This window comes from Mastigocoleus testarum BC008 (genome assembly GCF_001456025.1).
GTDB classification, from domain to species: Bacteria; Cyanobacteriota; Cyanobacteriia; order Cyanobacteriales; family Nostocaceae; genus Mastigocoleus; species Mastigocoleus testarum.
This window is the reverse complement of record NZ_LMTZ01000104.1, coordinates 22,428-36,596: the sequence shown is the minus strand read 5'-3', so window position 1 is coordinate 36,596 and position 14,169 is coordinate 22,428. Positions and strand designations below refer to the sequence as shown.

At 37.3% G+C, this 14,169-nt stretch carries 9 protein-coding genes; 6 read left to right on the top strand and 3 right to left on the bottom strand.

Going from position 1 to position 14,169, the window contains the following annotated elements; all coding sequences use genetic code 11:
* Positions 1–50 precede the first annotated feature (50 nt).
* The 3 genes from BC008_RS24525 to BC008_RS24515 form a co-directional block, all read right to left on the bottom strand.
* Entirely contained in the window at positions 51–869 is an 819-nt protein-coding gene (locus BC008_RS24525) for an MBL fold metallo-hydrolase (RefSeq protein WP_036265671.1), read from the bottom strand.
* 314 nt (positions 870–1,183) lie between these two features.
* Positions 1,184–1,960: a DUF928 domain-containing protein gene (locus BC008_RS24520; protein WP_027843666.1), complete on the bottom strand. Its 777-nt coding sequence runs from the start codon at positions 1,958–1,960 to the stop codon at positions 1,184–1,186.
* A 275-nt stretch (positions 1,961–2,235) separates the two neighbouring features.
* Positions 2,236–3,423 (bottom strand): low temperature requirement protein A, encoded by a 1,188-nt coding sequence (locus BC008_RS24515; protein WP_027843665.1) that lies wholly within the window; start codon positions 3,421–3,423, stop codon positions 2,236–2,238.
* 858 nt (positions 3,424–4,281) lie between these two features.
* Here BC008_RS24515 and BC008_RS24510 point away from each other — a divergent pair.
* From BC008_RS24510 to BC008_RS24485, 6 genes are all read left to right on the top strand, one after another.
* Positions 4,282–8,754, top strand: coding sequence for a DUF4114 domain-containing protein (locus BC008_RS24510; RefSeq protein ID WP_058183958.1), 4,473 nt, complete (start codon positions 4,282–4,284; stop codon positions 8,752–8,754).
* Positions 8,755–9,009: 255 nt separating this feature from the next.
* Positions 9,010–9,342 (top strand): antibiotic biosynthesis monooxygenase family protein, encoded by a 333-nt coding sequence (locus tag BC008_RS24505; protein ID WP_036265670.1) that lies wholly within the window; start codon positions 9,010–9,012, stop codon positions 9,340–9,342.
* A 323-nt stretch (positions 9,343–9,665) separates the two neighbouring features.
* Entirely contained in the window at positions 9,666–10,592 is a 927-nt protein-coding gene (locus BC008_RS24500; RefSeq protein ID WP_027843664.1) for a cation diffusion facilitator family transporter, read from the top strand.
* A 69-nt stretch (positions 10,593–10,661) separates the two neighbouring features.
* On the top strand, positions 10,662–12,587 hold the full coding sequence (locus BC008_RS24495) for an iron uptake porin (protein ID WP_235595929.1): 1,926 nt from the start codon (positions 10,662–10,664) through the stop codon (positions 12,585–12,587).
* A gap of 347 nt (positions 12,588–12,934) precedes the next feature.
* Positions 12,935–13,531, top strand: a complete 597-nt coding sequence (locus BC008_RS24490) for an NADPH-dependent FMN reductase (protein WP_027843663.1) — start codon at positions 12,935–12,937, stop codon at positions 13,529–13,531.
* 100 nt (positions 13,532–13,631) lie between these two features.
* Positions 13,632–14,000: a carboxymuconolactone decarboxylase family protein gene (locus tag BC008_RS24485; protein WP_027843662.1), complete on the top strand. Its 369-nt coding sequence runs from the start codon at positions 13,632–13,634 to the stop codon at positions 13,998–14,000.
* The last annotated feature ends 169 nt before the right edge of the window (positions 14,001–14,169 follow it).

Sequence of the window (14,169 nt, the reverse complement as noted above, 5' to 3'; positions counted from 1 at the left end):
AAACTTTACCTGTATAATATTCATTGGGCAAAATTACAGTACTCTAGCAACTAAACCGCATTTGCTTTGATTACGTTAAGACTTTTAGAAGAAAATATCGGTGATGAAAAATCAAACTCCTGACCTCGTTCCACAAAACCACAAAAACCATCATCAATTGCATCAGGAAGTGTTCCTGGTTGATAATGATACAGCCACATTTTGTTTTTTATAGATAATGGTAAATTCAACAATTCCTGATAATGTGCATGAACGTTACTAGAAAATTTAGTAGTTTCACAATCTTGAAAAATAATATCTGCTTCCTGATAAAATTTATCTAAAATATTTAGACACATTTTTGTATCTGTTGTTAACAATATTTTTATGCCATTGATCTCAAAAAATAAACCATAGCTTGGCATAATGGCATTACCAGAGTTTACGTGAACAACTTTAATTAAGTTAAATTTAATATTTTCCCAAATAAAGTTTCTCTCGGATTTTATTTCTACTATTTCAAAAAAAGTTTCGAAAGTCGCTATCTCATTTCCGATATATTTCATCCCTCCAGATAATGAATTAACCCAAAGAGTTTGGGCTAATTCTGTATCTAAATAAAGCTTGGGTTTTTCACATCTTGAATCAAATTTAGTACTGAAGCCAATATATTCAAGCCCACCAACATGATCCGCATGAATATGACTAATATAAATATCGGTAATATCAAGGTGAGAATATCCCGCTCTGTACAAAGAATGCCTGATATCCGAACCACAATCAATCAAAAATTTTTTCCCGGTATCACTAGTTAATAGTATATTTGATTGATAATTATCTACACCACGAATAAAAGCACAACCAGAGCCTAAAAAAAGTAGTTTTGTCATTGCTTTGAATATATAGTTGGCATCATATATTACTCTTTATAATTTGATTTGCCACATGCTATTAAAAGTTATAAATTTTTCAAACTTAACTTTTTTTAATCGCCCCATCCAGAAAATTATCTAAAAATATTATGTTCTAAGGTTTTTATGGTAGAGCTATAATTTTTAGATTTTTTTAGGACACATATTTCAGTTTGTGTTATGGATGTAGTAAAAATATATTTGTAGTTATGTTCCTAAAATAACAAATGCACCCAGTTAATTCACCCAATTATAGACTATTAAAGTTCGCGCAAAATACTTTATGCAGAGTGCTAACTTTGAATTTCACAAATATTATTTAGAGGTTCTGAAACTACCTTATTCAAGCCAACAGAAGTTAATAATTTCTTCCAATTCAACATCACATTTGAGTCAGAAGGAAAACTACAACGTTGTTGAGCTACATTAGTAATAGCCTCGTGCCAAATACCAGCATCTGCATAAACTTTTGAACGATATTTGGGTGCTAAATTATTTAACTTTATTCGCAAAGCTAAACTAGGTTTTGTTCGTTCCACCCAACCCTCAATAGTTATATCCTCATCTGTTTCCTCAGAACTACAATTTACTGAAAGATACCAATGATACAGCTTATTTACCTTTAAGGCTGGAGCTTCAGAAGGAAGAGTAAATGAAAAAATCCCTGGTTTTTTGGGAAGCTTTAGATTTGTTTCATAAACTAAATCGTCGTTATCATCTAATAGCAAAAACTCAGCTGTTTTTACTTCAGGCTTAGACATGTGCCAGAAAAATGTTGGGTACTCGTTAACGGTTAATCCCAATTTTTGTTTTGGCATTAAAGATGTTAAATACCCTTTCTTTTCTGTACAACCACCACGAGTTGCACCTCCAGCAGTAGCCGGAGGTGTTCCTCGATTCGGTGTTTTAAAAGTCTGACTAATTTGCCATGTCCGGACTTTCTGTGTGTCTACCGGTGTGTCTACAAATCCTTTTTGGGAATGAGCTTGCACTGAAAGTGCTGAGAGAGTAGAAAATGTTAGAGATATGGGAATCGCTAAAGTATATAGATTTTTTTTCATCCAACTCATTGGCAAACCTCTTATAAATTGATATTATTTGCCGATTCAAATTTATATTTTTGTTAAGACATGAAGGTAATGCTTGTGGGCTCTACCTTTCATTCTTAGTATTCCCATAGTGAAACCGAAATTTTCAGTTGCCGATCAAATTATTTCCACAAAGAGCATTAAGTATTAAGGAATAATGAGAAGTCATTAAGTGAACACGATGTTACTCCAAAAAAAAATCCACTGCAACTATCGTTTTAATTGAGACTAGTTTGCGGATAATTTGTATTCAAAACCTAATCTTGAAAACCAAGTCTAGATTCATGTTTTCCCAACAAATCTAGAGTAACTGTTAAAACACATGTAATTGCTACAAGTAAAGATAAAGTTGTAGGGGGTAGATTAATAGCACCGATCGCAAGAACAAAAACAAACCCAGCCGCACCAAGACGGTAAATGCTTAAAATTTTAGCTTTTTTATTTTTTTCTAGAATACAACTGATGAAGTTAGTCAGGGCTAACGTGGTCAAACACAGTGTTACCGCACCACAGAGAAGCCAGCGTTCAGACTCCGGTAGAGTATTTACGGTACTTTTTAATATCATATGCTCAACTCCTACTCCTGTAGCAGCTAAAGCAATCCCTAAAACAAGATGAGAATAAAGCCAACACAGAACAACACCAATCCGACCAGTTTTCATATTTTCCCAAGGCGAACTACTTACGCTATCAAAATAAAGCCACCAGAAGCTAAAAGCTATACTTAATCCCGAGAGAGCGACTAGCACAAAAGAGATATTCCATTCCCGATCAGCTACACCTCTCACCACTGCAACAATTGATTCGCCCAAAACAATTATGGTAAATAGTCCAAGTCTTTCAGGAACGTGAGATATATCTGGTGGTATCTTAGTTGCTAAATGACCTGTACCCAGAGGAATACTAAAATCTAAAATTAGTCCCACCGTCCACAGGAGAAAACGCCAGGGGACTGGTAAAAAAATTGATATCAACCACAATACTGCACCAATGCTAAAGCCCATAGCATACCAATTAGTTAAAGGACGAGCTTGCTTTATGTGATATCCAGCAAAAAGAAACTGAAAAATAAGAATACACCGAGCAGCAACGTAACTAAGAGCAAAGCCAATAGAAGATGTACTAAGACCATGATGTACGTTCACCGCTAGCGCTGCAATTATCATCATTTGTAACAGAGTCAATAATCTATCTCTGATATCGTCAGTATCAAATAGAGTTGCGTAGAATGTGGCTCCTAACCAACAGAACCAAACAGGTATAAACAGCGCCCCGAAGCCGATGAATCCATGCACCGAAACATCTTTGCTCAAACTATGGGATAATTCAGCGATCGCGACAACAAATATTAAATCGTAGAATAATTCAAGCCATGTAGCTTTTCTTTCTTTTTCTTGTTCTTCGTTAGTACGTAATCTCGGCGGTTGCCATAAACCTGTTTTCATTTGATTGGGTACTTAAAACTATTAAACCTAAACTATTGATATTATGTCTGGTAAAACACTTGTAATAAGGTTCGTAGTAGTGTGATGACAAACAAATATATTTTTTCATAAGTAATTAAGCGGACATGATATGATGACTAATTTTTTGGTCTTGCTGTTAGCGCCTATGTGGCTCAGTTGAAAAGGAAAAAAGCTCCGCGGCATAAAGCAAAGCATGTTGCAGAGATGTAGTACTTTAATTACAACGAGAGTAGAGTTTAAGCTAAGTACTTGTACGGTAAGAGATTACCCAAAAGCATATAAAATGTATTTATTTATACAACATTTTGTCGGTTAAATGAAGAGTGTCAATGTCTATTTTTTATTTTTATCAAAGATAAAATTCTATTTTCAATAAGTGAGTCTCAGCCTTCAATTATAGAGTCAATTATTATATTATTGCTTCATTGTAATCAGTTCGTGATTAAAGTATTTTTTGCTTGCCTATTTCATATCATATCTTCTTCTTTGTATGTGTTTCTACTGAGGATTGCACTAAGTAATGATGCTATATTGCCCAAAGTTATGACGAATAGTCGTAGATGTCCATTACAGATTTAGTGGTTTCAAGTATATAAATTAATTATTTTTAGCGGTAATTAACTAAGGCAATTTACCCATCTTAAAATTACTTCACAGATATTAAATCATCTTCTGCATTTAAGTCTTGAGGGTAAGAAATTTGATTTACCCTTTGAGGTTAAAAAGGAAACTTAAATATTAAATTCCAGTCCCTAATGTTTACTCTTTTTCAGAGTATTTTGTTTGGCAATTTTCACTTAATTTCAAACTAATTAATTTCCAGGGGAAAATACTATTATGGTTGCAACAGTTAATTTAAAGGACGCATATGTTATCGGGAAAGATAACTTTGACCAATGGAGTACGGGTATAGATGAAAATGGTAATCCATTTGATACAGAAGGTTATTTAAAGGTATTGCCCCACCCTGATGAGAAAATTCCTTTTAAAGACCCCTTAAATAATTGGCGTAACGATCATCAAAACGGCAATTTTAGCGGCGAAGGTGAGGATGGAATTTACTACTCTAGTTGGGGTCCAGAAGAAGTCTTAGAAGTGACTCTGGACATGGATGAGCTTACGGAGTTCACCATTGATGGGTTGGGGCTTTTAAGAGCAGGAGATGGAAGTATACCTTGGCTTGAGAATAAAGCAACACCCTATGAAGTTCTCAGGGCTTATAATGGCATGGTGCCAGGACCAATGCTGATTACAGAGCCTGGAGATAAATTAAAAGTAACACTTAATAACAACTTAGATCACTCAACTAATTTTCATACCCATGGATTACATGTATCACCCATGGGTCATGGTGATAATGTACTTTTCTCATTAGCTCCAGATGAAACTTGGGAAGTAGAAATTGAAATTCCAGAAGACCATTTCATCGGAACAGATTGGTATCATCCCCACCTTCACGGAGAAACCAATGTAGATGTTGCTTCAGGATTAGGTGCTTTTTTACTGGTTAACCCCCCGTACGATCTTCCAGATCTGGATAAACAAAATCCTGTGGAAAGCCCTGGGTTTTTCATGGCGATTAATACTTTTGGTATTCAACAAGTTGATAGGAAAGGTCAGGAAAATGACCCACTCAATACAAGTACTACTGAGGAAGTTCCTGCAGGTACACCCCTAGAAGTATTGGGTGAAGAAAATGGCCAGAAAGTTTATGAACTGTCGGACGCACCTTTTGTAGGTTATAACGCTAAACCAGAAAATTACAATTCTGCATTTCCTGCAGGAGATGCGGCAACATTTTCTTCTGCTTATGGGGAAGGTGGTTTAGCTGAACCTGTAGAAAATGTTATTCACACAGTCAACGGTCAATATAATCCCACTATGGATTTGAAGACTGGTGAATGGAATTTGTTTTCCTTGGGAAATTTCAGTGTCAATTCCTTCCATACCGTACAATTGGTGAAAGAGGAGGAAGATGGTTCTCTCACGCCTCAGGAAGTTAATCTGGTCGCAATTGACGGTGACGCTGCTGGGGTCGTAGAAGGGACAAGAAGAGAGATTACAGAACTTCCGCTTCTGAATCCTGGATCTCGAGTATCTGTTCAACACTGGTTTGAGGAACCTGGAAAGTATTATTTTCTTTCTAATGCAACAGAAGAAATTCTTGGCGATGATGCTCCAGTATTAACTAAGGACAATGGGTTTAACGATGGTCACTTAATTTGGGGTTCCCAAGTACTGGCAACCGTTGAAGTGACTGGAGAATCAACTCCCACCGGTGATTTCCCTGAGGCGTATGACGTCCTAACAGAGCACAGTCAAGAAATCAATGAACTTATAGAAGCTGCTGAACAGGGTGATTTTGAGAAAGAGCGAACATTTGAATGGTCAGCAAATGCTGGTGGCGCACTCGTACAAGGTAATATCCCAGATGATGCGGATGTAACAACATTCGAAGGGATTTATACAATTAATGGAGAGTATTTCTCTAGTGAAGCTGGTGGTGGTATGCCCCCACTCACCATGCCAATGCTGGGTACAGCAGAGGTATGGAATATCATTAACTCATCAGGAATTAGTGATGAGGAACTGGCTGAAATCGAACTTTTTCCTGGTTTCAGTGCTGATATTCCTCTGTTAGAATGGCACCCCTTCCACATTCATCAAAATGATTTTGTTGTCTTAGAAATCAATGGTATCCCTGTTGAAGATATAGAACAAAACTATCTTGCTGGCGTCTTAAGCGACACAATTGCCCTTCCTCCCAGTCACGAACCCGGTACAGCAACCCCAGAAAATCCTTACGGTGTTGCACAGTTCAACGGCGACCCGTCGGTAGTGAAAATCCTGATGGAGTTTCAGGATTTCCCTGGTAGTTACGTCAACCATTGTCATATTCTGTTCCACGAAGATGCAGGAATGATGGCAGTTGTCAGAGTAATTCTAAACACAGAAGATACTTGGCTAGGTTTGGGGTCGAATGGCGGTGGAACTGTAGAGTTACTCAAAGCCAGCAATACAGAAGATGCTATTCTCCTAAATCCCTACGGTCAAAACTTTCAAGGAGAAATAGATCTTGCCATTGCCGATGTTAATCACAAAAAGCCCTTAGATGAAGAAAACAACAATGTAACAGATAACGTTACTGACGTAGTTACCATACAGCGTTCCCTAGAAAAAGCTGATGATGACTTTACAGTCAAAGTCTTTGATGGTGCAACATTATTTGAACGGCAAACACAAGGCAATGATAAACTCGACGGTGAAGATCCAGCACTGGTAATTGAAGATTTTAATCCTTTCAAGGATATTGATGTATCTACCGAACAAAAAGCATCAATCGCAACCGGTGATATAAATGGGGATGGATTTGCTGATGTAGTTGTAGGTTTAGGGGAAGGAACTTCTCCATTAATTGAAGTATATAGTGGTAAAGATTATCGCTTGCTCACTCGTCTCAATTCATTTCATGATGAGAGTTTTACTGGTGCAATTAACCTAGCTGTAGGTGATGCAAATGGGGATAACTTTGACGATATCATTGTTGGTCAAGGTAGTGGTGGACGAGGATTAGTAGAAATTTACAATGGGCTTGAAATTGATAAACTCATTCGTAATGGTGAAGCAGAAAGCCTTGATGGTGATGAGGTAGCAGATAAAACCTCATTATTATCTGAAGAATTTCAACCCTATGGAGACTCTTACACTGGTGAAGTAGAAGTAACATCTGGCTATGTGCTTCAAACACCCGATGAGCCAAATGGCGAGCGATCACAAACTAATAACGCTAATATTACAACGTTAGCAGTTAATGATGTCCCTGATGGTCACGAACAACTGAAAATACATACTTTTCTTGGAGGACATCATACAGGACATACAACAGAGTCTGACACTGATTCCACTGAACACACAACGGAATCTGGCACTGATTCTACTGAGCATACAACGGAATCTGGCACTGATTCTACCGAGCATACAACGGAATCTGGCACTGATTCTACTGAGCATACAACGGAATCTGATACTGATTCCACTGAAATGCGCGTCGATAAAGAATTTACTCCAGATGGTGAAATTCAAGAACTGTCTGGGACCTTCGCAGATATAGAAGGAGAAAGAGGTGAGGGAGTTATATTTAGCCGTCAAGCAGACGGTAATTATCAGTTAATTCATCTTAAAGACCAGAATGAAGAGGAATCAAGAGTCATAGAGTCAATGCTCCCTCTTGTTGGGGGAGGCACAGACCCAAATCCTTCAGAAAATCCAGTAGTGACTCCAAGACTAGCAAAAAATAATGATAAAGGTATCTTTAACATCCAAGGAAGTCAAACTAAAGTCAAACTAAAAATTAGTCTCACAGGGCTGAACTCCAACACAGTGAATGAACTAGGAGTATTTTTTGTTGATGATGCTGATGGTAATATTAATGGCATTGCTCCTGGTGCATCAGGCTATACTCAAGCAGCTTTACAACGTTCCAAGGTCGCTTTTTCCGCGATTACTAATACTCCTAATGGATTTAGTAATGACAATTTGACACGTTTATTGGAATTTGATTCTGGTAACAATATTAGATTTTTGTTAGCAAGAAACAGTACGATAGATGCAGTTTTATCTGGAACCATAACTAGCAGCGAAGTATTGTTTGCTGATGTTTCAACTCTAAGAACAACTGAATTAAGTGATGACCAATTTTCTTTAGCTTGGAAGGATGGTTCTGGAAATAGCACAGACTTCACGGATTTAGTTGTTAACATTAAAGCAACAGATGAAGAATTACCTCTAGGTGTAGGTTTACAAGGAGAACAAGAAGGAGAAATTCTCGATTTTAGAGATATCACAGGACAAGTTACAGCCGAATTTATAGTCAATAGAGAAGCAGTTTTTGATAATTTCGTCGGCTTTTATAAAATTGCAAATCAAAATGGTGGAATTGATACTAATGGTGATGGTACCGTTGACTTACTTCCTGGAGATGCAGGTTATGTTAAAGCTGCAGTTAATGGGCGTTTAGCAGGTATCGATCTGAGTGTGAACAACCAGGGAACGGAAAGATATACAGGAACTTTTGACACCAACGATTTATTTGCACCATTTATTATTGCTGATGGTAAAGCAGAAGAAATTTTAGATGATAATACAGGTAACGATCCAAAAGTTTACTTTCCATTCTTAGGTGCGAATGAAGGTCAGGTCGATCACGTTCGTTTATTAGCCGATAACACTTTTGGATTTGAAGATTTAGCAATGGGTGGTGATCAAGATTATAACGATATCATCCTACAAATAAATTTAAGTCAGGGGTAAATTTGGATCAAGGTTAATTTTTAGTAGCCCACAGACAGTAGATCACAAAGGTTATTAAAAATTAAAAATATATTCATTTGACAGCCTGAGGAAACAAAATACTTGCATTACAAGCTTTTCAGTAATTAAGTAGAGGTAAAATATTCCCATTGTTACGTACTAACACTAATCAATCGTAACGATTACTCTTGTTTTCTCAGAACAAATCAAAACTATACACTATACTTAAGTAACAACCGATTGCAAGGAGTGATAATGACTACTACTATAAGTGAAAAAGATGGTGTTCTTACTGTAATTAATGTCTTTACAGTAGAACCCGAGCAACAGAAGCAGTTGGTGGATCACTTGGTCAGTAACTTGGACACAGCTAAAAAGCAATCGGGCTTTATATCTGCGAATATTCATAAAAGCCTGGATGGTACGCGAGTTATTAATTATGCTCAATGGACTAGTAAAGAATCCTTGGATTTAGCTCTTCAAAATCAGGAATTTATGGCTCCAGTGAAAAAGGCTGTAGAATTTCCTCACGAATTTCATCAGTATGAAGTCGTCTTTACCATCCAGGGTGAAAAAGTGACTTCTTAGATAGAGTTTAAGGGTTTACTAATTTAATTTGATAGATATTCTAGGACTTACGCACTTAAACATAGAATGTACATCTTTTAAGGATTTTAGCTACGTTTTATGTTATTTTTTGCATCCACAGCAGACCTATGAAAAGGGCGAATGCAAATAATCGAAGGGTAATAATCAAACAACCCTTCGTAAAAGCCTGAAACAATCTGTTTACTTTATACACAAGATAGATAACTAACTTGTAAAGTGCGTAAGTCCTAATTCATCAAAAATGAGTAAAGGTTAATACTGATAAATCAGCGAATAAATGACCCATTTAATAACTCTTTTCTATGAAAACTTCACGTCTTGAACAAAAAAGCATCTATTTATCTATCAGTGGGACTTTATTTTTAGCGATTTTAGGTCTCACCTTTGGATTAGTAATACAGTCTGCAGCAGTTATGCTAGATGGATTCTTCAATGTAATTAATTTTGTCATGGCATTAGCTACATTATGGATCTCTCGATTGTTAACACGTCCAGATGGGAAAAAGTTCCAATTTGGTTACACGGGTTTTACTCCCTTGCTTAATCTTTGTAAAGGATTACTCGTTTTAGCACTCTCCCTATTTGCTTTTATTTCTGCAGTTGGAGCATTATTTCATGGCGGTAGAAAATTTAATCCAGGGACAGCAGTAATTTATGCTGCTATTGCCGCATGTACCTGTCTCTTAATTGCGATTATACAAACAGCGATCGCAAAAAAAACAGGCTCTCCAATAGTTAGTGTAGATTCAAAAAATTGGATGATTAACGGATTCATTAGTCTTTCCGTTGGAATTGTCTTTAGTGTTGTCACTATTATTAAGAATACTTCTTTTGCTTGGTTTGTTCCCTACGCAGACCCGACAATTGTTACCATCTTGGTAATGCTAGCCTTACCCATACCTGCTAAAGTTGTGCTTGAGAGTCTAAATCAACTTTTGTTAGGTGCACCCAGTGCTTCTTTACAAAACCGAATCAATGATTTGCTCAAAATTGCAACAACAAAGTTTCCTTGTGCTAATAATTATTTGCGGATGACAGAAGTTGGACAAGCAATATATCTGCACCTTTACTGGCTGTTACCTCATGATAATAAATTAGATAGTATTGAAACAGTTGATGTAATGCGTCACCAAATTAACGATCTGGTGAAACAAGAATTTCCTAATGTGACACTCGATATTATTTTTACCCAAGATGACCAATGGTTCACCATCATGAATCCTCGATGATTTGGATCAATCTTCTGTATGTTTAGTTTGTAGTGTGAGATCAAGGAAATGTCTGAGTTTAGAAAAATAGTGGCTAGTTCAATAATAATAGTCGCAGGGGTCCCTTCGTGGATATCCCTTGGGCTTATCGCAAGTTCATCACTAATTGCGGGTGTTAGTAAATCTCAAGCCGCTGTTACAGATAGTTCAGATGCACTTAAATCATCTCAACTTCAGATATTTCTTAAGCAAAAAAATATCACACATGTTCAGCCTCAGATTTCTGGTTTGGATCTCCTTAGTACCTCCAATACGAATGTTTCACAACATCTAGTCACAGAAAATCGATTAAGATTAAATTCAAGCCCGGTAAATACCAACCCAGTTCGGGAAGTTTCAGATATTTACACGGTAGAATCGTCTGATGTTGAGTCTTCTAAGGTTAAATCCTCTAACTCAGATATCGTCAAGCCCAGTAACAATTTTAAAGATACTCACAGCAGTGTTGACAATAAAATAGGGCAAATCAATAGTGTTTCCCAGTTTGCTGATGTACAACCAACTGATTGGGCATTTCAAGCCTTACAATCTTTGGTAGAGCGCTACGGTTGTATTGCAGGTTATCCTAATGGTAGATTTCGTGGTGATCGTGCAATTACTCGTTATGAATTTGCTGCAGGCTTAAATTCTTGTGTAGACCGAATAAACGAGTTAATGAGGGTCACGACTACTGAGCTTGTAAAGCGAGAAGACTTGATAGCTTTGAATCGTTTAGAAAAAGAGTTTAAGACCGAACTAATTTCTTTGCGTTCTCGAGTAGACTCCTTAGAAGCACGCACTAGCAATTTAGAAGTAAATCAATTTTCCACTACTACTAAACTTTTAGGTAACGTAAATCTACAAACTAATGCTTATTTATCAGGAGATGGGGATCCGCAAACTAATATTCAACATCTTACCTTTCTTGGTTTGATGACTAGCTTTACTGGTCGAGATCTGTTAATGACAGGTATCGCGACTAGCAACACTACCTTTCCCGATGTAGCTACGACCAACAATGGGAGAGATGTTGGTGCAACAAGGGAAGGTGCAAGTGCTAATTCCAGTCCTGGGGATCAAAATAACAGCTTCCGTATAGTTGGATTAGAATATCAATTCCCTATTGGCGATAATTTAATGGTCGACCTAATAGCCGGTAATCGCTATCGTTTTAATACAACTCAACTTAAGAAATATGCACCTTACTATGTAAGAGGTCTCGGACCTGTCAGTACTTTTGCAACTGCACCTCCTATATTCCTGGTTGGGGGAGGTTCCGGTCTATCGGCTCGTTATAAGCTATTAGATTCGACAACAATAAATTTAAGCTATATTGCATCCCCCGGAAGTGTTTCTAGTTTAGGGGGATTGTTTGGGGGTGACTACATAGCTGCAGCAGAAATTAACTATAATCCCAATCCTGGATTATTTTTGCAATTTGCTTATCAACATGGTTACTTTGGTCCTGGTAATTTTGGTTTTAATAACGGTCAAAGTTTTCGGGGTAATGGTTTTGTCGGTACAGCTTTAGCAAACCGCTTTGATGATGCTGGTGTTTTGTTTGAAGATGCATCCGCAGTTAGTACTAACGGTTATTCACTCGGCGGTTACTTTGCTATCACTCCGAAGCTAGCAATCGGCGGTTGGGCTAACCTGATTAAAGCAAGATTACATGGTAAAGGAGATGCCGACATTTGGTCTTACTCCCTTCAGGCTGCTTTTCCCGATTTATTTAAAAAAGGAAATCATGGAGGTTTGATTATCGGTATGGAGCCTACCCTCACAGGTTTGAGAAGTAATCTTCCCCGTGCAGATTTTGAAAATGATACATCACTACACATCGAAGCTTACTATACCCACCAGATATCAAATCACATTTCCATTGCTCCCTCTATCACTTGGATTACAGCACCTAACCAAGATGCAGATAATGAAGACATTGTGATTGGTGGGTTAAGGACTAATTTTAGCTTTTAGGTGTTTCCAAATATTTCTTTTCAAATATTTCAATCAAAATTTTGCTAACACATGTAATAGCATTATTTAATCAATGAAAAATACACTTAAAAACACATTACTTAGTGTATTTTTGTTAACTTCATCCTGGCAATTTTTGAACCAAAGGTTAGGGTGGAGTGAAGAAAAATTATATTGTTGCTATCGAGGCGTACATACCCTGAAAAACTTTGTAAATCCTTGGGGCGCACACCCACTTTTGTTGGCTTGATACTTATTAATTTTGCTCAAGTAAATAGTTGTTACCCTGCAACAATTATTGCCTGTAATGAAATTTACCTATTAGCTCAAATTAAAAATCTAGAATTATGACTAATCAACCTAAAATTCTTGCTTTTGCAGGTAGTGCTCGTGAGGATTCCTTTAACAAAAAACTTGTTAAAATTGCGGCTGCAGGAGCTAAAGTCAGTGGAGCAGAGGTAACTTATATCGATCTCAAAGATTATCCGATGCCCTTATTTAACGAAGATTTACAATTAAAAGAGGGGTTACCACAAGCAGTTATTGACTTAAAGACACTGATGAAAGCGCATCAAGGGTTTTTAATTGCTTGTCCGGAGTATAACAGTTCGATTACTCCCTTACTCAAAAATACTATCGATTGGGTATCGCGACCAGAAGCAGGTGAAGCACCAATGGCTTTAAGTTGTTTCCGAGGTAAGGTGGCTGCAATTATGGCAGCTTCACCTGGGGGACTAGGGGGCTTGAGAGGGTTGGTTCATGTCCGTTCCATTCTAGAAAGTATTGGTGTGCTGGTTATACCCGAACAAACAGCAATTGGGAGCGCATATCAAGTATTTGATGAAAATGGCAATCTAATCGATGGGAAACAAAAAGAGGCGATCGCCGCTATCGGTGCAAGGTTAGCTGAAGTTACAACTAAACTAAGCAGGAATGCAAGCTAAACAGGAATGCAAATTCGTAACTGTTAGTTTTTAATGATCGGTTTTTAACTGTTAATTTTCATTTTTAGAGACGGACGCATTTAAGGAGAAATACACTAAGATGCAAGTAGGAAATCGGATGACAAAATACGATAACGCAGTTTTAGACGACATCGAACTTCAAAAAGGTTTAGAACAGATAAATCCTAAGTTCGGTGACTTTGTAACTCGGGTAGCTGGCGAAGCTTGGGGTTTACCATTAATCGATCAAAAGACTAAGGCTCTGATTACTATTGCTGTAGATATAGTCAATCAGGATCATGTCGGACCAGGTAATCCTTTTGGCGCTCATGTAGATATGGCTCTTAAGCAAGGAGCAACTCCTGCAGAAATTGAAGAGCTACTGCTCTTTATGTGTGTTTATGCAGGTTTCAATAAAGTCGCGGGTTGTTTTGGCGTGTTCAACGAAATCCTGGAAACATTATCCTAAGTTGATTATATTTGTTACAGCAATAGGGAAAATAAAACTATTCATAGTACCCATTAGCCAAATAGTAATGCCAGAATCTAGCTAAAGTCGAGTAAATTAGCCTAAAGATAGGGTGTTGACTTTTAACTTTTGACTCAAAAAATGGTCGTAAAGATTTTCAGGTTTTCCC